This is a genomic window from Ochrobactrum quorumnocens (genome assembly GCF_002278035.1).
Taxonomy (GTDB): Bacteria; Pseudomonadota; Alphaproteobacteria; order Rhizobiales; family Rhizobiaceae; genus Brucella; species Brucella quorumnocens.
The window spans coordinates 591,744-618,125 of sequence record NZ_CP022604.1; the positions used below are offsets into that span (position 1 = coordinate 591,744).

A 26,382-nucleotide genomic window follows, 5' to 3' on the forward strand; every position below is an offset into this window, starting at 1 on the left:
GGCAGATCCCTGATGGACATGCCACGCGAATATTGAGTGAGTAAGGCAAGTTGAACGCCATTCTTTTAAACGTAGCACAGACCGTAGGCACGCAGGTGCAGGCGCTTGCACGTTTTCACGAACGTTTTTGCCAGCGCTGGACCGAGCAGTCAGATGCTTTGGCGATTCGTGTCGTCGGTTCGTTTATGCTCGTTCCTGTTCTCCTGTTTGCAGCAGTGCTTGCGTCGGGCGTTACGACTGATTTTGCAGCGCTTGCTGTGCTCGCCGCCAGTTTTGCCGGTGCGGCGATGATTTTCTGTGCGGTGAGCCTTATGGGCGTAAGCGCCGGTGTTCTTGGTACACTGAACTTTGCAATCTATGGAGCGGCTCTTGCCGCGATAGGTGCGTTTGCGAATACCAGCAATATTGCTCTTTGGGTGATGGCAGCAGCATTGCCTCTTGAGGTCTGGTTTGTAAGCCGCAAGCCTTTGGCAACGTCCGCAGCTGTTGCGGCTGCAGGCTTGGTTCTCAGCGTTTTAGCACTGACAAGCAGTATTGCAGTTGCGGGTGGATCATTGGCCTCGCTGATCGTCGTGATGCTTTATATGGCGAGCCTCGTTGCTCGCAGCTTCACAATCAAAAGTGCTGTTGTCTCGAAGCCGCTCAATCAGCAAAAGCCAGTGGTGTCAAAAGGCGATGTTCAGCTCTCAATGGATTTTGAGGGTGTCATTTCCGAAATTGACGCACAGTCGGCTGCACTTCTCGGCGTTGAACCTAAGACGTGTGAAGGCGTGGCATTCATCGACCGCGTTCATGTCGCTGATCGGGTAGAATATCTTTCACTTCTTGCAGACTTGCGTTCGGGGCGTTCTGCGTGCCCGGCGGATATCCGCCTGCGTACGCTTGAAAATGGCAATCCGGTTTTCCTCACTTTCCGCATGGAAGGCGTAGCGAGCAATGGCGTCATTGTACTCGTTGGGCGCTCGCTTGAGGGTGAACAGAAGCTCATCGACGAAATCAATACGCTGAAGGCGCAACTTGAAGCCGAACGCATCGGCAAAGGCCGTTTACTGGCAACGGTAAGTCATGAACTGCGCACGCCGCTGAACTCGATCATCGGATTCTCAGATATGTTGTCGCATGAAATGGGCTGTCAGCTGCAGAATGAAAAGCAGCGCGAATATGCAGGTCTTATTCATAAGTCGGGCCATTATCTGCTCGAACTGGTGAACTCGGTTCTTGATAACTCGCGGCTTGAAACTGGCACTTATTGCATTGAACCGCAGAGCTTCAATTTCCGCGATGCGGCTGAAATGTGTGCCGCGGTCATGCTCCCACAGGCTGAAAAGAAGGGCCTCGCTCTTTGCCATCGCGTAAATGCGACTACGGGAGAAGTGGTCGCGGACCGTCGTGCAGTGCAGCAGGTTTTGCTCAATCTCACAGCCAATGCGGTAAAATTCACGGAACCAGGCGGTTGCGTTACAATCGATGCGTCCCGTGTGATGGTCGGTGGCCGGCCTCAACTCGAAATCATCGTTTCCGATACTGGTATTGGCATCGAGCCAGAAGATATGCAGCGCATTGGATCGCCATTCGTGCGGGCCGACAATAATTATACACGCGCGCAAGAGGGAACTGGTCTTGGTCTGTCAGTGGTCAAGGGCCTGGTGGAACTGCACCAGGGCACAATGCAAATTAAAAGCTGTGTCGGCGAAGGAACGGTCGTAACCGTTCACTTGCCAGTGGCCGGTCCGCAAAAACTGTACGAACAGGAATCTTTGGGAGCAGAAGATCAACAGCAACTTGGCACGGTGATTGATATGCACCGTCACCAGGGAGAACGGAATAATGAGTGGCAGAAAGACGAAGTCCGGGAACAAAGCCCAGAGCGGATCGATGCGCAAACCCGCAAAACAGCATAGTCTCGGTCGCCGCCTGCTCAAATTCTTTTTCAGCTCGGCTTCCGCGCTGGCGATTTTCGCTGGCGATTTCATTGTACGTAATCCCGTCTTAACCGGCGGCGCAACTGCGTTTGCCGTAGTATTGGGCTTTGTTTCGGCCAATGCGCTCTGGTATCAGCCCGAAGCACATAATGCCGTCTTCTTTAAAACGCGGGCGGACTTCGTCTTCAAGGCGACACCGCGTGCAGTTCTGCCCGGAACGGCTGCTGTAACTAAAACCGAAGAGACACCAACGAATACTGTAGGTGAAGACACGCCTGAGTCGACCCCGTCGCAACCACAGACCGAAGCCGCAGAACTGTCTCCGGATCGCCTGCAAGTGACTGGCTCTATCGATGATATGCTGCCTGCACTTGCGCCTAATGCCGATATTGAGATCGCACGGCTGCAGCAAAGATTGCTGACGCTCGGTATCTACCAAGGCGCAGTTGATGGCTTCACTGGGCCGCAGACGCGCGAGGCTATCGATCGTTGGCAAGCTCTCCAGAAGAAGGTGGGTGTTCCGGCGCAAAATAGTGCAACGCAGATGGCAAATGAGGATGATGTGGCCAAGGTTATCGACCTGGCCGTACCGTCACCCCGTCCTGAGCCTGCAGTTATGAAAGTCGATGCAACCGCCAAACGCGCGCCGGATCTTGCTTCGCTGGAACGCAAGCCAGCACAAGAAAAGAAGCAGATGGCGGTCACGCCGGCTGTGCAACAGCAAGCTAAGATTTCCTCACAGGACATCGTTCGCGTGCAGGCCGGTCTGAAAGCCTTTGGTAATGAAATGGTGAGCGTTGACGGTGTGCCCGGTAAATCCACACAGGATGCTATTCGCGAATTCCAGAAGCTGTTCAACTTGCGTGTAACCGGCGAAGTTGATGCCGCGTTGATCTCTAAAATGCGTGAAATTGGTCTCATAAGTTAGGGTCTGTTGAGAATTAGGATTTGGAGCCCGGTATGAGAGAAAATCGTTCAGCTTCAACAGCAAAGCCGATGGTGGAGCATATCTCCATCAAGGCTTTGCGATGCAAAAATGGGCGATTTTCACCATATCCTTCGGACGCGGCGAATTTCACTGCAGAATGCGTCGAACAGGCCCTCATGGTGTTTACACCACTTCGGCCGTTTCGTCAGTTCTGCAACAAAATGCGCGCGTGCGACGCTGGAAACCCAGAGCATTTCCTGTTTAAGATGAATCGTTAGAAATGCTTTATCTTTTTGTTTTTGCGCATGTCTTTTTCCCAAAACCGGTTCTCACTTTTGGGGGACATGCTCTAGTTTTCAACAAACCCTATGCCGGGTGACACATGCGTCTGACATCGGATTTCTGGGTCTCAGCATTGATACGCAAAGTACAGGGTGAGGGCGGTTTTGCGTATCTCGCCCGCCGAGGTTCGAAAGAAGCGGGCGCTATCTTCATCAAACTCAGTTCACGCTTCGGCACCTGCGACCTCTACTCGCCAGCTCCGCAAACGTCCTATGAAGAGAATACTGATGGAGAACGCATGTTTTTGCGCATTCTCCATGATGTTGACGACATCAGAGCAAGCGAGCGCATGGAGCGCGAAGTTCGCTTTGATCCTGATCTGTGGCTGATTGAGTTAGAAGATGTGGCCGACCCGGCGAGCCTATTTTCGATTTCGCCAGATAATTTATAGGCTCGTGCGTATTGTTGCCGGGCTTTCGTCGGCAGCGGTTGCCATCTCGCGTAACTTACTGCGTAGCAGTTTCGACATATCATCGGCCTTCCAGCGACGGACAAGCATCATCGCTTTCTCGCGGTCAATGGAACGGTAGATCTGAATGAATTCGCGCAGACTATGGCGGTCCGCCGCAACTGGACCCAGGATTGCTGACATCGTCATGAAGCATTCGGCAGCTGAAAGCCCGAGTGCACGCAAAGCTATAGGCAGGTGTGATTCCGGCCACTGACCGATAATGCGATCCGCACGTTCAAACGATACGTCCAATGAATCGGCCAATGCCGTGCGGAAAATCTGATCATCAATCAGCAGCGCGGTGTCTATAAGATGTTCAGGTCCTGAAAGCGCACTCGTGCCAAAAAAGGACGGCTGTTGGGATGAACCGTCATTTGCTTTTTCATTGATGCTTAAACCGACCGAAGTGCTTGGCCTATCGGTTTCAAGGCCGGCAAGGTTTTCCTGCAACGCCAACAAGCGATCAATCGCCGGATCAGCGAAGCTTCGCAGGACACCTTTTAGAATTGGGTCATCAGATTGCCTGCGCGCGATGGCACGGGCATGGGCAAGGCCATTCTTACCGATGATCTCGACGAGATCTTCTGACCGGAGAACTAGAGAACGCAAAAGGATAGGTGCGGATATCTCAACAGGTTCGTTTGCCAGCGACAGGACAAGACGGCGCGGTGCGTCTTCGATATGCGCGAGCGCATGTGCTGCTTGCCGTTTGCCGCGCATGGTAGCGCGTTCAAGAAGCGGAAATGTCAGGTCTTCGAGCTGATGAGCTTCCTGGCGTCCGGGGCGCGTGATCGAGGCAAACGCAGCTATTGCAGCGACCAGAAGGTCGTCTACTTTGCTGCCATCAGCTCTTGATTTTGATTGGTTCCGATTACCTGAAATCTCTTCCAGGACGCGGAACTGATCGTTTGTCACGCAAGGTACTCCGGTAGGCTAAAACTATTAACGCGGCCTGCCGCATGTCGGCAGATTGGATAATAGGTACGAAGCCTTAGCAACTCATTAACCGTGAGTGAGAAAGCGTCTGTTTTGCAGGTAGTTAGAGCGGTTTCAGTCCCGCTTTTGGCTAAAATGCTTTAACCCGCTTCATATGGTAGACAACTGGCTTGGGTGAAGAAGTTCTTCACCTGTTGCTGCCAGCTTGCATCTGGAATGAAACTCCGCAGGACAACTGCTGCCTCGCTAACATCCTGTTCGATAATGATGGAGCGACCATCATTCTGCACGCCCTCGGCGCGAAGAGCCGCAATGCCGATCGGATCAGCGATGATCAGATCAAGCTCGCGGTCTGTCGATACATTGTCGTTGAGGCTGTAAAGATTATCGCCATTGGGTGCATAAACAGACAGCGACCAGAAAGGCAGATTGCCCTCCGCGGTGATATGTACCGGCCCATCCGTGAGATCGAAGCGGCATGCTGCCTGTTCCATCAGCGGGTCCTGATCACTTACCAGTCCTGATTTCTCAGATAAATGATGAAAGCGATAGGCATCGCCCAAAGCTTCTAAATGCGACCAGGCATTTTTGCTGGAGTATAGCGGGACGAGCAACAGAACGGCGATGTGTACGATAGCGGCACCTACCAGACCAAGAAGCAACAGACGGAGGAGTTTAGCCACGGCACGCCTCCACATTTGCAACAGGCACAATACGCGGCATGACAAGATCAACCAGTCCGGAAGAGCTTGCAGCGGGTGTGTCGTAGAGCGTCATGACCAGCACAAAATTGCCGCTTCCTTCGACCGGAAGCCAGTTGTCGGGGCTGGCATTCGGCCCGATGGTGACTTTTACGCTACCGTCGTTGTCGTAAAGCACTTCGCGTGAGTGGAGTGCTGGCTGGAGGCCAGCGCGGGGTTTTATCGGTTCCAGATTGGAATTGGCCGGATAGAGGGTCCAGAAACGCGCGGACGGTGTGAAACCGCTCAGACGGTAGCTGCATCCGCTTTTAAGCTCACGTCCGTTGCTATCGCGGCGCGCATAAAAGGGAAGCCCTTCCGCAGTTCCCAGTGCGAGATAGGCTTTGCGCGCGGCACGTGCCTTGGAATAAGGGTCAGCATCGGTTGTGCCAGACGCCGGATAGGCATTCCATGCCCCAAGCTGCAATTCGCCGAAGCCGTCAAAATGGTCGAGTGTGTAATCGGTTGCCCATATGCCGCCGCCAAGCGCAATAGCCAATACCGTCAAGACTTTGAGAATTGTTTTCAGCATTCTAGAGCGTTTTTGGTTTAGTTTTGGTCATTAGAAATGCTCTATCTCTTTGTTTTTGCGCACATCTTATTCGGAAAGCCGGTTCCCACTTTTCGGGATGTGCTCTATGCTCAAAGTACCGATACTTTGGTGCGTCCGGCAAGAGCCGGAACAGGCGGTGCGTTGCGGAATTTGTCGTTAAGCTCCTTGAGCGCTTTCGTGGCTACTGGCGAGAGGACACGTGGTGGCGCCACCATCATTTCGTCCGGCTTATCTGTCGAGGCAATTTTGGGTGCAGTCGTCTTTACTGGTACCGGGAAGGCGGGCGTAATACCCGGTATCGGCTTCAGATCGATATTCTGATGGGCATAGCTCATCATCCGCTGCCAGGCCATGGCAGGCAGAACGCCGCCGGTCAGATCTTTCATTGGAGTAAAGTTGTCATTGCCAAACCAGACTGCGGCAGTGAAGTTGCCCGTAAAACCTACAAACCATGCATCGCGATAATTCTGCGTCGTTCCGGTTTTGCCGCCGACGCGTGTCATCGGCAATGCCGCACGGCGAGCCGTGCCGCGTTCAGGAACCTGCACCAGCATGGAGTTCATCTCGAAAGCTGCTTTCTCGGACAAAGCGCGATGAGGCTTGGGTGCATCGCGGGTGAAATCCCAGAGTACCTTGCCCTCCGACGAAACGATTTGCGTGAATGCGTGACGATTGCCAGCCATGCCGCCATTCGGGAACACGTTGAAGCCTGTTGCCTGATCCATCACGGTCATTTCGGATGTGCCAAGCACCATCGTCTTGTGCGAAGAGATCGGCGATTCCACACCCATGGCTTTGGTCAACGCCACAATAGGAGCTGTGGTTAGATGATCGCGGGCTAGTCGCACTGGAACAGAGTTCAGTGATCGCACCAGTGCAGTTGTCAAATCAACACGACCCGCGAAACTGCGACCATAATTGCGGGGAGACCAATTGCCCCAACTAATCGGTGCGTCGGAAACAATTGTGCTAGGCGTCATGCCCTTTTCCATTGCTGCCGCATAAACGTAGGGCTTAAACGATGACCCAGCTTGGCGGAGTGCCTTTGTCGCGCGATTGAACTGGCTTTCGCCGTAATCACGTCCACCGACAAGCGCGCGCACCGACCCATCATTTGCGATAACAACGGTTGCAGCTTCGGAAACATTATATTCCTTGCCGTGCTGGCGGAGATGAAATTCGAGCGATTCTTCGGCAGCTTTTTGAAGGTTGCGGTCGAGTGTCGTGCGCACGGTCAGCGTATGTTGCGGTAGTTTCCCCGCAACCTTTTTCACTTCTTCAAAAGCCCAGTCGAGGAAATAATCTGGACTTTCATTCTTGGCGCGATCGATCACACTTGCTGGATTGCGGCGCGCAACTGCGACCTGACCATCGCTCATGAAGCCGCTTTCCACCATGTTGGAAAGAACGACGTTTGCGCGTGCACGTGCGGCCGGAAGATTGACATGCGGTGCAAATTTGGCGGGCGCTTTGAACAGGCCTGCCAGCATTGCAGCTTCGGCAAGGTTCACATCCTTGATATTCTTACCGAAATAAAACTCGGATGCCGCCGCTATCCCAAAGGTGCCGCCGCCCATATAGGCACGGTCGAGGTAAAGCTGGAGGATCTCTTTCTTGGTGAGATTGCTTTCAAGCCAGAGAGCGAGAAACGCTTCTTTGATCTTTCGCTCGAGGGTGCGTTCGTTGGAAAGAAACAGGTTTTTGGCCAACTGTTGCGTGAGCGTTGAGCCCCCCTGAACAACACCATTGGCACGGAGGTTCTGGCTCAGTGCACGACTAAGGCCCCAGAAATCGATGCCGTAATGATCGAAAAAGCGTCGGTCCTCTGTGCCGAGGACGGCCTTGATGACATGATCGGGAAGTTCATCAATCGGCACAGCCTGGCGATGCAAGATACCGCGCTGGCCAAGCTCGTTGCCGTAGCGGTCGAGAAATGTAACGGCATAATCGTCCTGCGCGCGCCAGTCTTTCTTGGTTTCTTCGAATGCGGGCATGGCAAGCCCCAGCATAACGACAGAACCTATGACGCCGAGGGTGAAACTCTCATCCAGAACTTCCACGACAAGGCGCCGGAAGCCGCGTACACGAAAGCGACGAGAGAAGATGGTGATATTTTCCCACCACTCCCCGGCGTAAAAACGAAGATTGTAGAGACCAGAATCGATCCAGGCATCAAGGCCAATCAAACGCGAAACCCGGAATGGTTTGCGCTTTTGCTCTTCAGGATCTTTTTTCGCCGTTTTACGCATAAACTCTACTTCGGCACCGAGAAAATTGGGAGACGAGCAAAACCTGCCCGTCAATCATAACAGATTAATAAGCGAGAACTCACGTTAATTAGTAAACGAAATCCATAAAACTTTTGGGAAAAAATCAGAAATAGGAAAATAGTCCTTGACGGCGTAACGGTGGTTTGCTATCAATCAGATACAGTCAAGAAAGTGTGACTGATGCTGATACAGCCTCGATACCCCCGGCTTTATCAGCACCCAAAACCCCGGAAGCAAATTGCTTTCGGGGTTTTGCGTAAAAAAGAGGTTCAAACTTACTACAAAGCATATTGGGCAAAGCTCTTTGAAAACGCGGAAAATTGACGAGTGCCGTGAGGCTCGGGTCAGGCTGGCTTTTCGCCTGCAAATGAAACACGCCGTTGCCGTCAATGAGATCGCACAGGTGATGGGCTGTTCTGAAAGACAATATCTTTACTGGTTAAAATGTCTTGGTCTGGATGAGCAGATATTCACCAAGCCATCCGGTACGGAAAGTGCCCTGCAACGGTTGCAATCGGAACTCAACAAACTGATCGATGGCGATGAACTGCCGGATAAGAGCAAGGCCGAAGCCCTGATGGCGCTGGCCAAGGCTGTTAAGACTGTCGGTGAGCTCGCTTCCGAAACGGCTCCGTCCGGACAAGATCACGACACCGGCGCGGTGGTGAGCTTGAGCGAAATTAATCGGGCTTTGGCGCTCATTGACAGAAGAATTGACGAACTTGCACAAAGGCGCGCGCAAGAAATTCTGGGGCGCGGACTTGACGCGACAACAGATAATGGCGGCGGAATGCGAATGGCTGATCAAGGCGCGTGACGCGCAATTGCCGCCATCGGGTGACTGGCGGATCTGGCTAATTCTTGGTGGGCGCGGTTCCGGAAAAACAAGGGCAGGCGCCGAATGGGTGTCTGGTATGGCGCTCGGGCTCAAACCTTTCGCAGTGCGGGCCTGTGGACATATTGCACTTGTCGGTGAGACTTTTGCCGATGCGCGCGAGGTGATGGTGGACGGTCCATCGGGTATTCTGTCTGTCTCACGTGCCAGTCGCCCACGTTATGAGACAACACGTCGGCGGCTCCTCTGGGATAATGGTGCTGTGGCATCGCTCTATTCCTCCGAAGACCCGGATAGCTTGCGTGGTCCACAATTTGATGCCGCATGGTGCGATGAGTTGGCGAAGTGGAAGAACCCGCAAGCCACATGGGACATGCTGCAATTTGGGCTCAGACTGGGTGATTTTCCCCGCCAGGTTGTGACAACGACGCCACGTGCAGTGCCATTGCTGAAAACGCTGATGACCGACAATTCAGTGTCCATGACAGATATGCGGACATCAGAAAATGCCAGCAATCTGGCCGAAGGCTTCATGCAGACCATCAATCAGCATTATGCCGGCACGCGGCTTGGACGGCAGGAACTGGATGGAGAGCTGATTGAAGAACGTGCGGGTGCTTTGTGGTCGCGGGAGCGGATCGAACAATGTTTCGAACGGGAAGCGCCACAGCTTGTGCGTATTCTGGTGGCCGTTGATCCACCCGCTTCCTCGGGCAAGTCATCGGACGCCTGTGGGATAGTCGTTGCCGGTCTTGATGAAAATGGCGTGGGCCATGTGCTTGCTGATGCAAGCATGTCCATGGCCAAACCGCATCAGTGGGCACGACGCGCGATTGCGCTCTATCACAGCTTTGAGGCGGATGCGATTTTGGCCGAAGTCAATCAGGGGGGCGAGATGGTTGCGGCAGTTCTTTCGGCAGAAGACGTCTCTGTGCCTGTTCTGATGCGGAGGGCATCGCGTGGCAAGTGGTTGCGCGCGGAGCCGGTGGCAGCACTCTACGAACAAGACCGGGTTCGACATACCGGACGCTTTCCGGCGCTTGAGGATGAAATGTGTGATTTTGCGCCCGAAGGACTATCAAGCGGACGTTCGCCGGATCGGCTCGATGCGCTGGTTTGGGCCTTGGGTGAGCTAATGCTTAATGCAGATCGAAAGCCGCGTATCCGCCGCTTCGGGTGAAAATTCAGAGAAATTGGAGAGCCAATATATGGCGTGGAACTGGCCGTGGCGCAGAAGTGCCGCGAATGCACCCTTGCATTCTTATGACGGACGGCAGACCAAGATGGCGAACGGCTTTGTGGCCTTGCATATGGAACGTGGGCCTTCGTGGATCGCGCGGGATTATATATCGCTCGCCCGCGAAGGGTTTATGCGCAATCCGGTGGCGCACCGCTGTGTGCGCCTGATTGCAGAAGCGGCGAGCAATGTACCCTTGCTGCTTTATGAAGGGACCACCGAACATGAGATACACCCATTGCTTGATCTCATTGAAAAGCCGCAGGGTGGATTGGATGGTAGCAGTTTCTTCGAGAGGCTTTACGGACATCTGCTGATTTCCGGTAATGCCTATGTGGAGCGTGTCGATTTGCCGAGTGGTCGCATGGAATTGCATCTTTTGCGGCCTGAGCGGGTAACACTTGAAACATCGAGCGATGGCTGGCCGCAATCGCTGATCTATCGTTCTGGCAACACAAGCAGAGCCGTATCGCTTTCTGGATCGACCGCTTCTGGACTGCATCTTAAATTGTTCCACCCGCTGGACGATCATTATGGATTTCCGCCGCTGGAAGCAGCCCTTATGGCGCTCGATATTCACAATGCGGCTGGTGCCTGGAACAAAGCTTTGCTGGATAATTCTGCTCGTCCATCCGGTGCGCTGGTTTATGCACCAAAAGACGGTGGCAATCTGACGGAAGAGCAGTTTGAGCGGCTTAAGGTGGAGCTGGAGGAAGGATACACGGGAGCATCAGGCGCGGGGCGTCCGTTGCTTCTCGAAGGTGGGCTTGACTGGAAGGCCATGGGCTACAGCCCGCAGGATATGGATTTCATCGAGGCAAAGAACGGTGCTGCACGTGACATCACACTGGCTTTTGGCGTGCCGCCGATGCTGCTCGGTATTCCGGGCGACAATACTTACGCCAATTATGCAGAAGCCAATCGCGCCTTCTATCGCCTGACTGTTTTGCCACTGATCAACCGCACGGCCAAAGCGCTGGGCTGCTGGCTGGGGCCACTATTTGGTGATGATCTGAGACTTGAGCATGATTCAGACCGGATTGAGGGATTGTCCCTTGAGCGCGAGTCCTTGTGGCGGCGTGTCTCGGAGGCTTCGTTCCTGAGTGACGATGAAAAACGCGATGCAGTTGGTTATCAGTCGCGTGCAGAAAGGAGAACGCCATGAGCAATCTGAGCGAAACCGTCCTAACTTCTGATGCGACATTGGTGTGGTTCGCAAAAATTGCTGGAGCCGTGGCAGGTTCCGCAGTCTCGCTCGCCTATATGTTGCCGAACGGCAAACGCGAGGCAGCGATACGTTTCGCAGTCGGTATCATATGCGGGATGGTTTTTGGCGGCGCAGCAGGGGTGAAGATCGCAGAAACGCTGTCGCTACAGGCCCTTCTTGGACGCGCGGAACTGATGCTGATGGGATCGACTGCTGCAAGCCTTGCCGCATGGTCCGCTCTCGGCGTTCTCAAGCGACTTGCTGAACGAGTAAAGCAGGCGCCGCTTCCCGGATTTCCATTTTCTGAGAGGAACGGGAATGAAAAGTCCTGAATTCAGGCTTGAAACCAAGCGTGCCTCTCTTGCTCTGGAAGAGGTTGAAATTGACGGCAGCTTCTCAGGCTACGCCAGTGTCTTTGGTCTGCCTGACCTTGGTAATGACGTTATCGAAAAGGGCGCATTTGCGAAGTCGCTTTCATCGCGAAAGTCATCTGGTGTACGTATGCTGTGGCAGCACGACGCTGCCGAACCGATAGGTGTCTGGACAGATATCAGGGAAGATGCAAGCGGGCTTTATGTCGAAGGCAGGCTTGCCAAAGGTGTCGCGCGGGCACGCGAAGCGCTGGAGCTGATGCGCGCGGGTGGACTTGATGGGCTGTCCATCGGCTTCCGAACGGTCAAGGCCCGCAAGGATGGGCGTACCGGCTTACGTCACATTGTTGAAGCGGATCTATGGGAAATCTCGGTGGTCACGTTTCCGATGCTGCCACAGGCGCGGATTAATAACCTGAAGGCTGATTTGCCAACAGTCAGACAGTTTGAACGCTGGCTCACGCGGGATGCGGGGCTGAGCCGTTCCTCTGCACGTACGGTTATAGCAAAAGGCTATGCAGCACTTGCAGCTTTTCACGACAGGAACGGGCGGGAAGCCATCCAGTCAGACAACGCAGGTCTCGCACAGCGTATGCGCGCCGCCTGCAACATGATGTCTTTTAAATAATCAGGATCAATATGAAAAATATCAATGCAATCCCGCTCGAAACCAAGAGCGTGGAAACGAAGGCGCTTGGCTCGAATCTTGGCCCCAATCTTGGTAATGACGGCGATGTGTCGGAAGCCTTCGATGAATTCATGACAGCCTTCTCGGCTTTTCGCGAGGCCAATGATGAACGCCTGAAGAAGGTTGAAAAAAGTGCCGATGTTGATGTGCTTTTGCGCGATAAGGTTGATCGCATCAACCGCGCTCTTGACGAGCAGAAACAGGCGCTTGATCAATATGTGCTAAAAACTGCGCGCCCGCCAATGGGCAAGAATATGCCTGTCGCCAATGTCGAACATAAACAGGCTTTCGATGGTTATGTTCGTCGTGGCGATGAACAGGCGCTGCGTGGTATCGAGTTGAAGGCGCATTCTTATGCGTCAGGCCCGGATGGTGGTTATCTTGTGCCGGCAGAGCTCGAAATGGAAATCGGCCGCAGGCTGGCGGTGCTTTCCCCGATCCGCGGCATCTCCAGCATACGCCAGGTCTCAGGCGCCATCCTGAAAAAGCCGTTCTCGGTTAGTGGTCCTGCTACGGGGTGGGTCGGCGAAACGGATGCGCGTCCGCAGACGGCTTCGGCAAAGCTTGCGGAACTCCAGTTCCCGACCATGGAAATCTACGCCATGCCAGCGGCGACCTCATCACTGTTCGACGATGCCGCAGTCAATGTGGAACAGTGGATTGCTGAGGAAGTGGAAGCAGCTTTTGCTGAACAGGAGGGCGCTGCGTTCATCACCGGCAACGGTGTGAACAAGCCGATGGGCTTCCTGAGCTACGATACGGTCGAGGATGCAAGCTGGACCTGGGGTAAGATCGGACACATCGCAACTGGTGTTGATGGTGCGCTGCCTGCTTCGGATCCGTCCGATAAGCTCATCGAGCTCATCTATGCGCTGAAAGCCGGTTATCGACAGAACGCAAATTTTGTCATGAATCGTAAGACCCAGAGCGTGTTGCGGAAGCTGAAAGATGCGGACGGCAATTATCTCTGGCAGCCACCTGCAGCCGTTGGTGAAAAAGCTTCACTGATGGGCTTTGGCCTTGTTGAGGCTGAGCATATGCCGGACATTGCTGCTGGCAATACTCCAATTGCTTTCGGCGATTTCGAGCGTGGCTATCTGGTTGTAGATCGTATTGGTTTGCGTGTTTTGCGCGATCCGTATTCTGCCAAGCCGTATGTGCTGTTCTATACCACCAAGCGTGTGGGCGGTGGCGTCCAGGATTTTGATGCGATCAAGCTTCTGAAGTTTGTAGCTTAAAGACGCGCGACAGCGGTTTTGCTGTCATTTTTTACAGTCCTTTTTGGGGAAACCCTGCCGATTTTGGCAGCTAGATTCAGTTCGCGAACACGTTGAATCTTTTTCTGGGGTGTCATGCGTAACTGTCTGATTTGAGAGTTATTTTAAGGGGAAAATAAATGACAATGTTTCTTGTCACGCCACCGGCGCTCGAGCCGGTGACGGTCGCTGACGCGCGCGCGTTTTTACGAATTTCTACCGAGAGCGAAGACTACATTTTGCGGCGTCTTGTCAAAACGGCCCGTGAACTTGTTGAAGCCGAAACAGGGTTGGCACTCATCGACCAGACATGGCGTTTGCGAGTGGACCGCTGGCCGCGTTCAGGGCGTCTGGCGCTGTTCAAGTATCCGGCGAAGGCGGTGACGGCTGTGGTTGCTTATCAACCGGATGGAAGTGCCATCAGCATGGAACCGGAAGAGTTCATGCTTCAGCATGGCCGCCGGCCGCAACGCGTTTACATGGCACAATATCCTGAAGCGCAGTCATTCTGCGGTCTTGAGGTGGACTTCATTGCCGGGTTTGGCGAAACTGGCGTCGAAGTGCCAGATGCGATCAAACAGGCGATACTCACTCTGACTGCGCACCTATACGAAAACCGTGCTGGCCTCGACAGCAAGCAGGCGGAACTTCCGCCGATGGTCGGTCAGATGGTGGATAGCTGGCGACGCATATCCCTATGAACAACGTGCTGTTTATTGACCCAGGCCAGCTCACAGCTGAGCTGGCCTTGGAAGCCATGCATCCGGCTGCAGATGGCATGGGTGGTTATCGTGAAACATGGTCGGAAATTGCGTCCGTATGGGGGCGCATCGAACCCATATCGAGCAACCAGAGAGATTTTGGAATTCGCCCACGTCCAGAGATAACGCATCGCATTCTGGTGCGTTATCGCGCGGATATTTCATCCGATCAGCGTTTACGCAAAGGCGGACGCATATTTGTGCTGCGTTCAGTACACGATCCGGATGAAAGCGGACGCTACCTCGTTTGTCTTGCTGTGGAGGAGGGACGTTGAATCTCACCATGACGCTGACCTTTGAAGGTCTCATACGAGCGCTGCGTTTCAGGCAGGTAGCTGTGCGAGAGGATATTGCCGTCGGGCGTAGGGACACCCGAGGTGACAAGCAAAAATCGAGCGGGGATCAAAATGAAGAATGGCGCGAGCGCATTGCAGAAAGCACTTTATGAGGTCTTGAAGAACGACGACGAACTTATTGAAACTCTTGGTGGTGAACACGTTTACGATCACGTGCCACCTAAAACACCTTTTCCCTATGTCACGTTGGGTGAAACACTCAGTAAAGACTGGAGTACAGCAAGTGAGCCGGGGGGCGAGCATTTTCTCAATATCCAGATATGGGCGCGCGAGGCAGGGCGCAAACGCGTGCTTGATATTGCCGGGCGCATTGCCACGCGGCTCGACGAGGAACCGCTCGAAGTGAATGGTCATCGGGTGATCAATCTCATGCTGACCGAAGTTTTGGCACGTAACACCGACGGTTTCGGCAGTTATCTTGGCACCATGCGTTATCGCGCCGTGACCGAACCTGCTGATTAGAGCGCATCCCGAAAAGTGTGAAGCTATTTTCGGACGAAATGCACTCAAAAACAAATACTTAGAGCGGACCCGTTCTAGTCGTGAGATATTACGCGTTTCCGGATGCAAAGCCTATTTTCATTTAGCTGGAAATGCTCAAATCAAGGATCAATAAATGGCAGCTCAACGCGGCAAGGACATCTTGCTGAAAATCGCGACCGGCGAAAGTGCGTATGAAACTTGCGCAGGCTTGCGCACCAAGCGCATCGCTTTCAATGCCGAAACAGTTGACGTAACGGACGCCGATGCGGCTGGTCGCTGGCGGCAGCTACTGGCTGGAAGCGGTGTGCAGCGCGCTTCAGTTAGTGGATCAGGTATTTTCAAAGACGCGGCTTCAGATGCATTAATCCGTAGTCTGTTCTTTCATGGAGATATCCGCAACTGGCAGATCGTGCTGCCAGATTTCGGCACCATTACCGGGCCGTTTCAGATCGTAGCGCTTGAGTATGGCGGCAATCACGACGCTGAAGTGACTTTCGAGATAGCGTTGGAATCGGCGGGGCTGATTACCTTTGGAGAGGTTCTATGATGGTCAATCGCCATCGTGGCGAGGTCGCGGCAAAACTCGATGGCCGCGACTGGACACTCTGCCTTACACTTGGCGCGCTTGCGGAGTTGGAAGCGGCATTTGAAGCAGATAATCTCTCAGACCTCATTGCACGCTTTTCGACAGGCCGACTTGCAGCCCATGATATGCAGCGCATCATTTGCGCGGGCCTCCACGGTGGTGGTCATAATGTGAGCTATGACGACGTTTCGGAAATGCGAGCTGAAGGCGGTGCAGCCGGGTTCGCATATATCGTTTCATCACTTCTGACAGCCACATTCGGAAGTGCTGAAAAGCCGGAAAGCGATTCCGCGTCAAACCCTTGAGTGCCGCAGTTGAATCAAGCCCTTCACATAAACCTTTCCCATGGGCTGAGGTGATGCGGGCAGGATTTGGTTTGCTGCGGCTTTCCTCAAAAGACTTCTGGGCAATGACCCCGCGTGAATTTTCAGCGGCCTTGGGGCCCGTATCGCGCAACACAAATGCCCCCTCGCGTGCGGCGCTTGATGCGCTCATGCACACTTTTCCCGACAGGTAATTTAAATGACAGACGAAACTGTAACCGTTTCCGTTGAGGCAGATACGAGCGCGTTCGATCATGCGTTGACCGATCTTGAAAAGCGCTCGTCAAGCTTCGGCTCCAACCTCACGACGGCACTCAAAAGCGCTATCGTTTCCGGTAAGGGACTGGAAGATGTGCTGCGCGGCCTCGCAAGCAACTTGGCCGGCTCGGCACTTTCCGCCGGCCTTCAGCCGCTACAAAATTTAGGCTCGTCGATGATGTCGGGCATGATGACTGGTATTCGTGGCATCATGCCGTTTGCCAAAGGCGGTGTGGTTTCCAGTCCGACTTACTTTGGCATGGGCAATGGTTCTCTGGGCCTGACCGGAGAAGCTGGCGCAGAAGCCATTCTGCCGCTCGCGCGTGGTGCTGATGGACGACTTGGAGTCGCCACCGGCGGCAATTCTGGAAAACCTGTGCAGGTCGTCTTCAATATGTCTTCGCCTGATGCATCCTCTTTCCGCAAATCTGAAGCGCAGCTTTCAACCATGCTGGCGGGTGCGGTCCGTCGCGGTGCCCGGAGATTGTGAGATGGAAGCCTTTCATGATGTCCGATTTCCACTCGGAGTCTCTTTTGGCGCAACCGGTGGCCCGGAATGGCGTAATGAAATCATTACACTCACATCCGGTATGGAAAAGCGCAACGCACGCTGGGCACATTCCCGTCGCCATTTTGATGCAGGCACAGGATTGCGTTCGCTTGATGATCTGAAAGCAGTGCTTGCCTTCTTCGAGGCCCGGCACGGTTCGCTCCATACTTTTCGTTTCCGCGATCCGTTCGACTTTTCATCTGCTGCCGGGAGTGTGGCACCGTCGCCGTTCGATCAACAGATTGGCGTTGGCAACGGAATACGTGCGAAATACCAGCTCATCAAACGCTATGAAACTTATGACCGTCCGATTACACGGCCCGTTAGTGGATCGGTGCAGATTGGCGTCGACGGAGTGCGGCTCGCGGAAGGCGAGGCTTTCACAATCGATAATGTGACAGGTAACGTGATTTTCATGCCTGATTATCTGCCCGGAGAGGGAGCCACCGTGACGGCTGGTTTTCTGTTCGATGTACCAGTGCGTTTCGATACTGACCTGCTGATGGCCAGCATTGCGTCGTTCCAGGCAGGCGAAATCCCCTCCATTCCGATCATTGAGGTTAAAGCATGATTCCTGTTCCGGCAGCGCTTGAATCACACTTGAAGGGTGAAGTCACAACCCATTGCTTTGCCTGGCTTATAAGACGTTCGGATAGTGCCGTGCTCGGTTTTACAGACCATGATCGTGACTTGTTTCTGGATGGAATTGCCTGCGAGCCTTTGACCGGTCTGAACAGTAGCGAAGCCACGACAACGCTCGGGCTTTCTGTTGCGGGCGGCGAGGTCGAAGGCGCTCTGTCGTCAACACGCATCAGCGATGTTGATATCGAGCAGGGGCGCTATGATGGGGCGGTCATAGAAAGCTATCTGGTCAACTGGTCAAGTTCTGAACAGCACATGCTTTTGCGACGCTGGACAGTTGGAACGATCAGCCGATCGGGTGGCCGATTTGTCATGGAACTGAAAGGCGCTGCGGCGGCTTTCGATGCCGTTTGTGGCCGCCGGATACTACGTCAATGCAACGCTGTTTTAGGCGATGAACGCTGTGGTGTGAACCAAATCGATCCACGGTTCTCTGCTTTTGGTTCGGTCAATGTTGCCGAGGGTGCTGTGCTGATGGTGAGTGGACTTCAAGGATTTGCAAGCGGCTGGTTTGCGGAGGGACTGCTGACCTGGACGAGCGGCAAGAACGCGGGGAAAGCAATTCGTGTTCTGGGGCAGAATGGCAGCAGTCTGCGCCTGATCGAGTCGTCGGTTTTGCCAGTGAAAGTTGGTGACACGTTTCGCATTGTTGCCGGCTGCGACAAGAGCTTTGCCACCTGCAAAGCAAAATTTTCAAATGGCACCAATTTTCAAGGCTTTCCGCACCTTCCCGGGAATGATGCAGCCTTTGCCTATGTGAGCGGCGGTAACGAATATGACGGAAGTGCATTGGTGCCATGATGGTTGTCGAGAAAGTTTTGGCCGAGGCCGGAAACTGGATAGGGACGCCCTATCGCCACGGCGCATCAATGCGCGGTGTAAGCTGTGACTGTCTTGGGCTGGTCCGTGGTATTTGGCGGACGCTTTACGGCGTTGAGCCAGAACATCCGGGGATCTACGCCCCTGACTGGGCAGAGGCTGCATCGGGCGATCCGCTCATGGAAGCGGCGCACAGGCATATGAGAGTGCGTGTCAGCAGTGCTCCCCAACCGGGGGACTTGCTCATCTTCCGCTGGCGCCCCGATGTCGCGGCGAAGCATCTCGGCATCATGATACGGGAAAACCGTTTTATCCACGCCTATGAGGGGCATTGCGTGATGGCGTCTGCACTGGTGCCGCAATGGCGAAAGCGTATCGCCGGAACTTTTATCTTCCCTGAAGCGAAAGTGTGAGTAATGGCAACAATCGTTCTGCAAGCGGTCGGTGCTGCTGTTGGCGGCATTTTTGGCCCCGTTGGGGCCGTGATCGGTGCTGGTTTGGGCGCTATGGGGGGCTATGCCGTTGATACCGCGATCATCAACTCGACCCGCCATATGGAGGGTGCACGTCTCAATGGTGGCCGCGTAGCAACAGCAGAAGAAGGTGCAGCACTACCCTTGGTCTACGGCACGGCACGACTTTCAGGTACATTGATCTGGGCGACACGGTTTGAGGAAAAGAAAACCACCGAACGCCAAGGCGGCAAAGGTGGTCCGAAAGTGACCAGCTATAGCTATTTCGGTAACGCAGCCTATGCTGTTGCGGAAGGCGAAATTGCTGGCATCCGTCGTGTCTGGGCTGATGGTCAGGAACTTGATCTCACTGAAGTCGATATGCGTATCTATCTGGGCACGCAGGAACAACAGCCCGATCCTTTGATTGAGGCCAAGCAGGGTGCAGGCAATGCGCCTGCCTATCGTGGCACTGCTTACGTGGTGTTTGAGCGTATTCCGCTCGATGTGTTTGGAAATCGTCTACCGCAATTTCAGTTCGAGGTCATGCGGCCGGTTGGTAAGGTGGCGCGCGATATTCGTGCTGTCGCGCTCATTCCCGGGTCTACCGAGTTTGGCCTCTCGCCAAGTCCGGTCAGTGACAGGCCTTTCCCTGGTGAAAGCCGCACGCTCAACCGCAATGCGAAGCGCGGGCATAGCGATTGGACTGTCGCTATGGATGAGTTGCAGATGCTCTGCCCGAACCTGCGGCATGTGGCGATTGTTCTGCCGTGGTTTGGCAATGATCTGAGGGCTGGTGCGTGCACCATTCGCCCGGGCGTCACGCATCAGAGTTCATTCTCGTCGAGCCGGGCCTGGAAGGTAGAAAATATCACGCGTGCTGATGCGCACCTTATTTCGACCAGTGGTGAGGGTGCTGCTTATGGCGGCACACCTTCAGATCAGAGCGTAATCGATGCAATCCGTGATGCGAAAGCGCGCGGCCTGAAGGTAACGCTTTATCCGTTCATCATGATGGACGTGCCAGCCGATAATCAATTGCCATCACCATATGGCGGTGTCGGCCAATCAGCCTATCCATGGCGCGGGCGTATCACTTGCCATCCTGCAATCGGTGTAGCTGGCTCACTTGATAAGACAGCCGAGGCAGGAAATCAGGTCACAGCTTTCGTCAACGGAACATGGGGTTACAGGCGTTTCCTGAATCACTGTGCAAATCTGGCGTTGCAGGCCGGTGGCGTCGATGCCTTTTTGCTTGGCTCAGAATTGCGCGGGCTCACCAGCATCCGCGACAGTCGTGAAAGCTTTCCGTTTGTCACACACCTTTGCACACTCGCCACTGAGATGCGCACAAAGCTTGGACAAAGCTGCCGCATTACCTATGGCGCGGATTGGACCGAATATTTTGGTTATCAGGCGCAGGATGAAACCGGCGATCTGTTTTTCAATCTCGATCCGCTGTGGTCACATCCTGCGTTGGATGCAATTGGCATCGACAATTATATGCCGCTTGCCGATTGGCGGGATGACGATTTTGATGGGGGAAATCCTGATAGCTTCGAAGGCCCTTATGATCTCAATGGTCTGACAACCAGCATAGAAACGGGTGAGGGCTTCGACTGGTATTATGGGAGCAGCGAAGATCGTGTTGCGCGTATTCGTACTCCAATCAGTGATGGGCTTGCTGGTAAACCTTGGGTCTATCGCTACAAGGACATTCGCGCGTGGTGGAGCAATCCCCATTATAATCGCATTGATGGCGCGGAGGCTGCCACACCGACAGCTTGGGTGCCGCAATCCAAGCCGATCTGGTTTACAGAACTCGGATGCCCGGCAGTCGACAAAGGGCCGAACCAACCCAATGTCTTTCCTGATCCCAAATCATCGGAAAATGCGACGCCTTATTTCTCAAACGGTTCACGCGCCGATATCGGTATGGATCGTTTCCTGCGCGCACATTTCAGACACTGGCCTGAAAACAACCCGGTATCGTCGGTGTATGGCGGTTCGATGCTGGACATGGATCGCGTTTATTTGTGGTCTTGGGATACGCGACCATTTCCGGAGTTTCCGCTGAAAGGTGACGTATGGGGAGATACGCCGAACTGGCGCCTCGGTCATTGGCTTAACGGGCGTATCAGTGGAGTTTCGCTTGATGAACTGATAGCTGCCATACTGGCGGACTTTGGATTGCCAGAGGCCGATTGTGCCGCGGCCGATGGGCACCTCACTGGTTTTGTGATTTCGGAACCGTCAACAGCACGTGGTGTTCTGGAGCCGCTGATGAACGTGTTTGGCGTCCATGGTTTTGAGCAGGCCGGGCGGTTCGTATTTCGGAGCGTCGCTCGTGCGGCACCGACGCTTGATGTAGTGCATATGTTGGTCGAGCCACAGGATGGCGAAGCATTGAGTTCTGTTCTCGACGATCAGGGCGATCTGCCTTCTATTGCCGAACTATACTGCAACGATCCGATGCGTGACTTTCAGGTGCTTGGGGCCTCTGTGCGTCGGGATACAGGGCAGGGCACGGAAAGCCTTAGCCTGTCTGGTTCGATGGAAACTGGGCAGGCAACGGCTCTCGCCGAAAGCTGGATGGCGCGCCGCTATGCTGAACGGCGGACCGCGAGTTTCTCTTTGCCGTGGTCTGAAGCAGCGCTTCACGTCGGCGACCGTGTCCGGCTTGATGTCTTGGGCGGCGGGCGCGACTATGTCGTAACGGCGTTGGAAGACGGAGAAGTACGGGCTGTCAAAGCCGTCGCACTTGCACCGAATATTGTGTTTGCAGACAAAGGTGAAACTCCCAAGCTTCCGCCGGGAAAACCGGTCTCCGATATGAAGCCGATTTTCCATCTCATCGACCTGCCGCTTTGGCCGAGCGCGGAAGATCCCGCGGGTCAGTTCCGCATCGCTTGTCATGCGAAACCATGGCGTGGCGTCGCGGTTTACGCCTCACCGTCTGATGATGGCTTTGCCGAACGCAGCCTGATCAGCGAGCGCGCTGTGATGGGTGAACTGACAAAGCCAATTAAGGGAGCTCCAAGCGGACGTTTGATCGACGGGAATGCGATAGAACTTGTGCTTTATTCAGGTGAACTGGGATCAAAGCCGCTTGCTCAGATTCTGAACGGGGCCAATACGGCGTTTTTAAAATCTCCCAATGGAAAATGGGAAGCTTTTCAGTTTCTCGAAGCAGAGGAAATCGGACAAAACCGCTGGCGATTGAGCAGACTTTTACGCGGGCAGCTTGGTACGGAAACAGAAAGCCTTATTGAGAAGCCAGTCGGGACCCCGTTTGTATTGTTTGATGGTGGAGTGCAGGGCATAGGACTGCAAGCTTCTGAAATAGGGCTTGAGCTTAACTGGCGTATAGGGGCAGCAGGCAAATCATTCTCGGATGAATTTTTTGATACAGCGAAAGCGATCGGCGGCTTGCAAGCCCTGGAGCCTCTAAGCCCGGTACATCTCAAGACTGAACAACTCGAGAATGGTGACTTATCCTTTCAGTGGGTCAGGCGAGGGCGGATCGATGCTGATAGTTGGATGGGCGCGGATATCCCGCTTGGTGAAGAGCGTGAAGTCTATCAGGTGGAAGTCTGGCAGTCCGATAAGCTGGTGCGAAGCGCACAGGTGCAGACCACGTCCTGGATCTATCCGAATCCAGAGCGCTTTGCTGAACTCGGCACGAATGAATTCCAGATTCGCGTAGCAATGGTGAGTTCCAAAACAGGAGCCGGTGATTTCACTACGCTCGATACTTCAAACATTCTGTTAAAATGAAAAAGGAAATTGCATGATTGAAGATAAGCCTTGGTATCTGTCTCGTACTGTTTGGGCTGGATTGGTCGCTCTGTTTTTATCGTTGGCAGGCGCTTTCGGCCTTATCAGCGATACGGTCGATCAGGGTGCTTTGACCGATATATTGCTGCAACTTGCGACCGGTATCGCCAGCCTTATTGCTGTCTTTGGCCGCTTAGGGGCAACTTCGCGCATTTCATAATTTTACAAAGCGTGATAGCAAAGTTTTGAAAAGTGGCATAGTTCCGGAATGTTGACGAATGCTCCGGATAATATTATGCATAAAAACAACAGTTTAGAATGGCGTCAGCCGAGGGTATCTGGTTGATGCTGTTCTACAGACCAAAATTCCTTTGGGTCTATAAGCAGGGTGATCGTTCATGCATCGTTCAGCTGAGAGGCGCTATATAAGGGACATGATGAAACAGAACCCTGCTCTCAAAATTTTCGCGCTTCTGGCCGTTAGCATTGGTCTGTTGCCGGTTGATGCCGGTGCTTTGCCAATCGCTACGCCACAGAAGTCTAATCTTCTGGTCGCCGCGGCTGCGGATTGTGCGGCAGTGGGCGAACAAGTGGCTGCCTCACAGGGTGGCCAGTTGGCCAAGGCAACCCCGACCACACAGAATGGCCGCGCCATGTGTGTGATTGTGGTACTCGTACCTGGTCGCGATGGCGAACGCCCGCGCCGTGTAGAAGTAGCCGTACCCGCACAGTAGAGCAGTTCCAGTTACGATCGAATTGTTGAAACCGCGTCTCACTGTTTGTTCTTGCGCATTCTCCTACGCAAAACCGCTTCGCTCTTTTGCTGGAAATGCTTTAATGCGTCCCTGCGAGGAGCCTCAAACTTGCGTATCCTGATCGTTGAAGACGACAAGGACCTGAACAGGCAGCTCTCGGATGCGATGGTTGCCACAGGTTATGTTGTTGATAGTGCTTTTGATGGCGAAGAAGGCCATCATCTGGGCGACACCGAACCTTACGATGCTGTGATCCTCGATATTGGCCTTCCGCAGATGGATGGCATCAGTGTTGTGGAACGTTGGCGCCGCAGTGGTCGGACCATGCCGGTTCTGATGCTGACAGCGCGTGATCGCTGGAGTGATAAGGTTGCCGGTATTGATGCTGGTGCCGACGATTATGTCGCCAAGCCTTTTCATATGGAAGAGGTTCTGGCTCGATTGCGTGCATTGATCCGTCGCGCTGCCGGCCACGCGTCATCGGAATTGGTCTGCGGTTCTCTGCACCTAGATACAAAGACTTCAAAAGCCAGTGTGGACGGCGTGGCGTTGAAGCTGACTTCTCATGAATATCGTCTGCTTTCCTATCTCATGCATCATATGGATGAGGTTGTTTCGCGGACGGAACTGGTCGAGCATCTTTACGATCAGGACTTTGACCGCGATTCCAACACGATCGAAGTTTTTGTTGGCCGCCTGCGTAAAAAGATGGGCGTCGATCTGATCGAGACAGTCCGCGGCATGGGCTATCGCATCCGCTCGGACGGGCAAAATGACACGAAGGGGAACGGGAACTGAAGCTTTTAAGCGTTTTCCCCCCTTTGCGTTCACTTGCGATACGCGTCGTCACCCTTTCGACGCTCTGGGTCATTCTGGCACTCGTCGTTGTGGCCACGCTCATCAGTACCCTTTACGGCGATGCTGCACGCAACAATTTCGAACGACTTCTGACAGCGCATCTGTTCAGTCTTGTTGGTGCGGTCAGTATATCGCCGGACGGTACGCTTCAAGGTCGGCCCGAGCTTGGTGAACTGCGTTATTCCAGCCCGCTGTCCGGCTGGTATTGGTCTGTTGATCCCGTTACTTCAAACATTAATGGCAAGTTGCAATCACTATCCTCAGTAGGGCGTATTGTGCCTGAATTACCAGTAAATCAGGCACCGTTTGATAGCTCGTTTATGCGCAGCTATACGCTGCCGGGCTTAAATGGTGAAGAGCTCTATATCGTCGAAACGGAAGTCGTTCTTGACAATGAAAACCGCGTTGCGCGCTTCCGCGTGATGGGTAACTTGAGTGAAGTCATGAACGAAATCTCTGATTTTCGCAGCAAGCTTGCTTTTTATCTGGCGATTTTCGGACTTGGCAGCGTCTTTATCAATGCTGGCATTATTCTATTCGGCTTGCGGCCACTCGATAAGGTCCGTCAGGCATTGACCGACATTCGTGAAGGTCGATCAGCGAAGCTCGATACATCGCTTCCGATTGAAATTGCACCGCTCGCAAATGAGATGAATGCGCTGATTGAAAACAACCGGCGCATTGTTGAACGTTCGCGCACACAGGTCGGCAATCTTGCGCATTCGCTGAAGACGCCTCTTTCGGTCTTGACCAATGAGGCGCGGGCGATGGGGGGCGAACAGGGGCGGGTTGTTCTTGAGCAGAGCGAAGCTATGCAGGTGCAGATACAGCATTATCTGCAACGCGCTCGTATAGCGGCACAAAGAGATAGCGTCGTATTCAGAACTCAAGTCACTCCAGTGCTTGAGCGGATGGAACGGGTGACTGCAAAGCTCAACCCGGCGTTCAAAATCATATTCAGAAATGTGTTGCCGGACGCCGTTTTTGCTGGCGAAAAAGAAGATCTGGAAGAGATTGTCGGTAATCTGCTGGAGAATGCAGGTAAATGGGGCCGCAGACAGATTAAGATTATTTTGCGACCGGCCGCAGATGCGCAACGGCAGTTTGAGATTTTGATAGAGGATGACGGTCCGGGCCTAGCTCCTGACAAGATCGAACAAGCACTCAAACGTGGCAATCGTGTCGATGAGACCAAACCGGGCACGGGGCTTGGATTGGCAATCGTTCAGGACACTGTGCGGGAATATGGTGGCACCTTGCATTTGGACAAAAGCAACTTGGGCGGACTACAAGTTCGCGTTGTGTTGCCGCTAACTGAAGATTGATAGTTGTTTTTGCCACGAGGCGAACTAGAAGGTTAGACTTATTAGCTGCATCCTACGATAGTATGCATGCTCACTTTTTATGAAGGCCGGTTTGTTATGATAATGGTATCAAGGTTTTCTGCTCCTCTTCTGATCGCTTCGATGGCGTTCATGCTTGCTGCCTGCGGAACATCCGGTGGTGGAAAAGGTTTGGGACTGACTTCGCTTGGTGGGTCGTCTTCCTCGGTAGAAACGCGTCCGAACTTGCTGGCACCGCTCGGGAATGGGCTTTTGGGTGGTTCGGCAGGGCAGTTGACCGCAAGTGACCGCAAGAAGGCACTTGAAGCAGAATATCGGGCCCTTGAATATTCGCCTGCTGGTAAAGCGGTTTCATGGAGTGGCAGTGGATCGACATCTGGGGATGTAACGGCGGCACAGCCTTACCAGGTCGGTTCGCAAAACTGCCGCCAATATACCCATACTTTTACAGTTGCAGACCAACTGCAAACCGCGCGTGGTACAGCGTGCCGTAACGCCGATGGCAGCTGGACACCGCTCAACTGATCGCTCTAAAGCACGATGCGTAAAATCAAAGAGTTAGAGCGTCCTTTGTGCGTCCGAAAGGACGCGCGGCGCTCTAAGCCTTTGCGGCGAATTGCCCTAGTCTGCAACTTCAGGCAGGTTAGTGTTGGTTTTTCCCTCGGCTGAGATTAAGTCTCAGC

At 53.8% G+C, this 26,382-nt stretch carries 30 protein-coding genes; 26 read left to right on the forward strand and 4 right to left on the reverse strand.

What is annotated here, in order from left to right; genetic code table 11:
- Positions 1-50 precede the first annotated feature (50 nt).
- The 4 genes from CES85_RS12295 to CES85_RS12310 all read left to right on the forward strand — a co-directional run bounded on the left by CES85_RS12295 (position 51) and on the right by CES85_RS12310 (position 3,583).
- Positions 51-1,901 (forward strand): sensor histidine kinase, encoded by a 1,851-nt coding sequence (locus tag CES85_RS12295; RefSeq protein ID WP_095446253.1) that lies wholly within the window; start codon positions 51-53, stop codon positions 1,899-1,901.
- Positions 1,876-2,850, forward strand: coding sequence for a peptidoglycan-binding domain-containing protein (locus CES85_RS12300; protein WP_095446254.1), 975 nt, complete (start codon positions 1,876-1,878; stop codon positions 2,848-2,850). The genes CES85_RS12295 and CES85_RS12300 overlap by 26 nt, the downstream gene beginning before the upstream one ends.
- Positions 2,851-2,882: 32 nt before the next feature.
- Complete coding sequence (locus CES85_RS12305) at positions 2,883-3,128, forward strand: hypothetical protein (protein ID WP_095446255.1); 246 nt, start codon at positions 2,883-2,885, stop codon at positions 3,126-3,128.
- Between the two features lie 104 nt (positions 3,129-3,232).
- On the forward strand, positions 3,233-3,583 hold the full coding sequence (locus CES85_RS12310; RefSeq protein ID WP_095446256.1) for a DUF1491 family protein: 351 nt from the start codon (positions 3,233-3,235) through the stop codon (positions 3,581-3,583).
- Here CES85_RS12310 and CES85_RS12315 read toward each other — a convergent pair.
- The 4 genes from CES85_RS12315 to CES85_RS12330 form a co-directional block, all read right to left on the reverse strand.
- Complete coding sequence (locus CES85_RS12315; RefSeq protein WP_095446257.1) at positions 3,578-4,558, reverse strand: DUF2336 domain-containing protein; 981 nt, start codon at positions 4,556-4,558, stop codon at positions 3,578-3,580. The genes CES85_RS12310 and CES85_RS12315 overlap by 6 nt on opposite strands.
- Positions 4,559-4,719: 161 nt before the next feature.
- Positions 4,720-5,262, reverse strand: coding sequence for a DUF1254 domain-containing protein (locus CES85_RS12320; RefSeq protein ID WP_095446258.1), 543 nt, complete (start codon positions 5,260-5,262; stop codon positions 4,720-4,722).
- Entirely contained in the window at positions 5,255-5,851 is a 597-nt protein-coding gene (locus CES85_RS12325; RefSeq protein WP_095446259.1) for a DUF1214 domain-containing protein, read from the reverse strand. The genes CES85_RS12320 and CES85_RS12325 overlap by 8 nt, the downstream gene beginning before the upstream one ends.
- A gap of 110 nt (positions 5,852-5,961) precedes the next feature.
- Positions 5,962-8,121: a penicillin-binding protein 1A gene (locus CES85_RS12330; protein WP_095446260.1), complete on the reverse strand. Its 2,160-nt coding sequence runs from the start codon at positions 8,119-8,121 to the stop codon at positions 5,962-5,964.
- 388 nt (positions 8,122-8,509) lie between these two features.
- On the opposite strand from CES85_RS12330, the gene CES85_RS12335 reads away from it, so the two are divergent.
- The 22 genes from CES85_RS12335 (at position 8,510) to CES85_RS12440 (ending at position 26,224) form a co-directional block, all read left to right on the forward strand.
- On the forward strand, positions 8,510-8,959 hold the full coding sequence (locus tag CES85_RS12335) for a hypothetical protein (RefSeq protein WP_244923277.1): 450 nt from the start codon (positions 8,510-8,512) through the stop codon (positions 8,957-8,959).
- A complete protein-coding gene (locus CES85_RS12340) occupies positions 8,922-10,157 on the forward strand; it encodes a DNA-packaging protein (RefSeq protein ID WP_095446262.1) in 1,236 nt (411 codons plus the stop codon). Before CES85_RS12335 ends, CES85_RS12340 begins: the two co-directional genes overlap by 38 nt.
- 28 nt (positions 10,158-10,185) lie before the next feature.
- Positions 10,186-11,379 carry a phage portal protein gene (locus tag CES85_RS12345; protein ID WP_095447857.1) on the forward strand — a complete coding sequence of 398 codons (1,194 nt, stop codon included), beginning with the start codon at positions 10,186-10,188 and terminating at the stop codon, positions 11,377-11,379.
- Positions 11,376-11,753, forward strand: coding sequence for a DUF6107 family protein (locus tag CES85_RS12350; protein WP_095446263.1), 378 nt, complete (start codon positions 11,376-11,378; stop codon positions 11,751-11,753). Before CES85_RS12345 ends, CES85_RS12350 begins: the two co-directional genes overlap by 4 nt.
- Complete coding sequence (locus CES85_RS12355; RefSeq protein WP_095446264.1) at positions 11,740-12,420, forward strand: HK97 family phage prohead protease; 681 nt, start codon at positions 11,740-11,742, stop codon at positions 12,418-12,420. The genes CES85_RS12350 and CES85_RS12355 overlap by 14 nt, the downstream gene beginning before the upstream one ends.
- A gap of 11 nt (positions 12,421-12,431) precedes the next feature.
- On the forward strand, positions 12,432-13,718 hold the full coding sequence (locus CES85_RS12360) for a phage major capsid protein (protein ID WP_095446265.1): 1,287 nt from the start codon (positions 12,432-12,434) through the stop codon (positions 13,716-13,718).
- Positions 13,719-13,876: 158 nt separating this feature from the next.
- Entirely contained in the window at positions 13,877-14,437 is a 561-nt protein-coding gene (locus CES85_RS12365; protein WP_095446266.1) for a head-tail connector protein, read from the forward strand.
- Positions 14,434-14,772, forward strand: coding sequence for a phage head closure protein (locus CES85_RS12370; protein WP_095446267.1), 339 nt, complete (start codon positions 14,434-14,436; stop codon positions 14,770-14,772). Before CES85_RS12365 ends, CES85_RS12370 begins: the two co-directional genes overlap by 4 nt.
- Positions 14,773-14,904: 132 nt before the next feature.
- Positions 14,905-15,315 (forward strand): DUF3168 domain-containing protein, encoded by a 411-nt coding sequence (locus CES85_RS12375; RefSeq protein WP_095446268.1) that lies wholly within the window; start codon positions 14,905-14,907, stop codon positions 15,313-15,315.
- Between the two features lie 154 nt (positions 15,316-15,469).
- Positions 15,470-15,883, forward strand: a complete 414-nt coding sequence (locus CES85_RS12380; protein ID WP_095446269.1) for a phage major tail protein, TP901-1 family — start codon at positions 15,470-15,472, stop codon at positions 15,881-15,883.
- Positions 15,880-16,227 carry a gene transfer agent family protein gene (locus CES85_RS12385; RefSeq protein ID WP_244923278.1) on the forward strand — a complete coding sequence of 116 codons (348 nt, stop codon included), beginning with the start codon at positions 15,880-15,882 and terminating at the stop codon, positions 16,225-16,227. The genes CES85_RS12380 and CES85_RS12385 overlap by 4 nt, the downstream gene beginning before the upstream one ends.
- Before the next feature lie 53 nt (positions 16,228-16,280).
- Positions 16,281-16,439: a rcc01693 family protein gene (locus CES85_RS12390; protein ID WP_244923279.1), complete on the forward strand. Its 159-nt coding sequence runs from the start codon at positions 16,281-16,283 to the stop codon at positions 16,437-16,439.
- A gap of 5 nt (positions 16,440-16,444) precedes the next feature.
- Positions 16,445-16,993 (forward strand): phage tail tape measure protein, encoded by a 549-nt coding sequence (locus tag CES85_RS12395; protein ID WP_095446271.1) that lies wholly within the window; start codon positions 16,445-16,447, stop codon positions 16,991-16,993.
- Position 16,994: 1 nt separating this feature from the next.
- Positions 16,995-17,624, forward strand: coding sequence for a TIGR02217 family protein (locus CES85_RS12400; RefSeq protein ID WP_095446272.1), 630 nt, complete (start codon positions 16,995-16,997; stop codon positions 17,622-17,624).
- Positions 17,621-18,496: a phage/gene transfer agent baseplate hub protein gene (locus CES85_RS12405; protein WP_095446273.1), complete on the forward strand. Its 876-nt coding sequence runs from the start codon at positions 17,621-17,623 to the stop codon at positions 18,494-18,496. The genes CES85_RS12400 and CES85_RS12405 overlap by 4 nt, the downstream gene beginning before the upstream one ends.
- Positions 18,493-18,927, forward strand: coding sequence for a C40 family peptidase (locus CES85_RS12410; RefSeq protein WP_095446274.1), 435 nt, complete (start codon positions 18,493-18,495; stop codon positions 18,925-18,927). The genes CES85_RS12405 and CES85_RS12410 overlap by 4 nt, the downstream gene beginning before the upstream one ends.
- A gap of 3 nt (positions 18,928-18,930) precedes the next feature.
- The gene (locus CES85_RS12415; protein WP_095446275.1) at positions 18,931-22,743 is read left to right on the forward strand and encodes a baseplate multidomain protein megatron; all 3,813 of its coding nucleotides are present in this window, start codon (positions 18,931-18,933) and stop codon (positions 22,741-22,743) included.
- 13 nt (positions 22,744-22,756) lie between these two features.
- Positions 22,757-22,963 carry a hypothetical protein gene (locus CES85_RS12420; RefSeq protein WP_095446276.1) on the forward strand — a complete coding sequence of 69 codons (207 nt, stop codon included), beginning with the start codon at positions 22,757-22,759 and terminating at the stop codon, positions 22,961-22,963.
- A gap of 217 nt (positions 22,964-23,180) precedes the next feature.
- Positions 23,181-23,477: a hypothetical protein gene (locus CES85_RS12425; RefSeq protein ID WP_095447859.1), complete on the forward strand. Its 297-nt coding sequence runs from the start codon at positions 23,181-23,183 to the stop codon at positions 23,475-23,477.
- Positions 23,478-23,606: 129 nt separating this feature from the next.
- On the forward strand, positions 23,607-24,296 hold the full coding sequence (locus tag CES85_RS12430; protein WP_095446277.1) for a response regulator transcription factor: 690 nt from the start codon (positions 23,607-23,609) through the stop codon (positions 24,294-24,296).
- A gap of 74 nt (positions 24,297-24,370) precedes the next feature.
- On the forward strand, positions 24,371-25,681 hold the full coding sequence (locus CES85_RS12435) for an ATP-binding protein (protein WP_095447860.1): 1,311 nt from the start codon (positions 24,371-24,373) through the stop codon (positions 25,679-25,681).
- A gap of 96 nt (positions 25,682-25,777) precedes the next feature.
- A complete protein-coding gene (locus tag CES85_RS12440; RefSeq protein ID WP_095446278.1) occupies positions 25,778-26,224 on the forward strand; it encodes an RT0821/Lpp0805 family surface protein in 447 nt (148 codons plus the stop codon).
- The last annotated feature ends 158 nt before the right edge of the window (positions 26,225-26,382 follow it).

Coding starts and splice junctions, on each gene's coding strand:
- CES85_RS12300 (WP_095446254.1), top strand. CDS start 1,876: ATGCGCAAACCCGCAAAACAGCATAGTCTCGGTCGCCGCCTGCTCAAA.
- CES85_RS12305 (WP_095446255.1), top strand. CDS start 2,883: ATGAGAGAAAATCGTTCAGCTTCAACAGCAAAGCCGATGGTGGAGCAT.
- CES85_RS12310 (WP_095446256.1), top strand. CDS start 3,233: ATGCGTCTGACATCGGATTTCTGGGTCTCAGCATTGATACGCAAAGTA.
- CES85_RS12325 (WP_095446259.1), bottom strand. CDS start 5,851: ATGCTGAAAACAATTCTCAAAGTCTTGACGGTATTGGCTATTGCGCTT.
- CES85_RS12330 (WP_095446260.1), bottom strand. CDS start 8,121: ATGCGTAAAACGGCGAAAAAAGATCCTGAAGAGCAAAAGCGCAAACCA.
- CES85_RS12335 (WP_244923277.1), top strand. CDS start 8,510: ATGAAACACGCCGTTGCCGTCAATGAGATCGCACAGGTGATGGGCTGT.
- CES85_RS12340 (WP_095446262.1), top strand. CDS start 8,922: ATGGCGGCGGAATGCGAATGGCTGATCAAGGCGCGTGACGCGCAATTG.
- CES85_RS12345 (WP_095447857.1), top strand. CDS start 10,186: ATGGCGTGGAACTGGCCGTGGCGCAGAAGTGCCGCGAATGCACCCTTG.
- CES85_RS12350 (WP_095446263.1), top strand. CDS start 11,376: ATGAGCAATCTGAGCGAAACCGTCCTAACTTCTGATGCGACATTGGTG.
- CES85_RS12355 (WP_095446264.1), top strand. CDS start 11,740: ATGAAAAGTCCTGAATTCAGGCTTGAAACCAAGCGTGCCTCTCTTGCT.
- CES85_RS12360 (WP_095446265.1), top strand. CDS start 12,432: ATGAAAAATATCAATGCAATCCCGCTCGAAACCAAGAGCGTGGAAACG.
- CES85_RS12365 (WP_095446266.1), top strand. CDS start 13,877: ATGACAATGTTTCTTGTCACGCCACCGGCGCTCGAGCCGGTGACGGTC.
- CES85_RS12370 (WP_095446267.1), top strand. CDS start 14,434: ATGAACAACGTGCTGTTTATTGACCCAGGCCAGCTCACAGCTGAGCTG.
- CES85_RS12375 (WP_095446268.1), top strand. CDS start 14,905: ATGAAGAATGGCGCGAGCGCATTGCAGAAAGCACTTTATGAGGTCTTG.
- CES85_RS12380 (WP_095446269.1), top strand. CDS start 15,470: ATGGCAGCTCAACGCGGCAAGGACATCTTGCTGAAAATCGCGACCGGC.
- CES85_RS12385 (WP_244923278.1), top strand. CDS start 15,880: ATGATGGTCAATCGCCATCGTGGCGAGGTCGCGGCAAAACTCGATGGC.
- CES85_RS12390 (WP_244923279.1), top strand. CDS start 16,281: ATGCGGGCAGGATTTGGTTTGCTGCGGCTTTCCTCAAAAGACTTCTGG.
- CES85_RS12395 (WP_095446271.1), top strand. CDS start 16,445: ATGACAGACGAAACTGTAACCGTTTCCGTTGAGGCAGATACGAGCGCG.
- CES85_RS12400 (WP_095446272.1), top strand. CDS start 16,995: ATGGAAGCCTTTCATGATGTCCGATTTCCACTCGGAGTCTCTTTTGGC.
- CES85_RS12405 (WP_095446273.1), top strand. CDS start 17,621: ATGATTCCTGTTCCGGCAGCGCTTGAATCACACTTGAAGGGTGAAGTC.
- CES85_RS12410 (WP_095446274.1), top strand. CDS start 18,493: ATGATGGTTGTCGAGAAAGTTTTGGCCGAGGCCGGAAACTGGATAGGG.
- CES85_RS12415 (WP_095446275.1), top strand. CDS start 18,931: ATGGCAACAATCGTTCTGCAAGCGGTCGGTGCTGCTGTTGGCGGCATT.
- CES85_RS12420 (WP_095446276.1), top strand. CDS start 22,757: ATGATTGAAGATAAGCCTTGGTATCTGTCTCGTACTGTTTGGGCTGGA.
- CES85_RS12425 (WP_095447859.1), top strand. CDS start 23,181: ATGAAACAGAACCCTGCTCTCAAAATTTTCGCGCTTCTGGCCGTTAGC.
- CES85_RS12440 (WP_095446278.1), top strand. CDS start 25,778: ATGATAATGGTATCAAGGTTTTCTGCTCCTCTTCTGATCGCTTCGATG.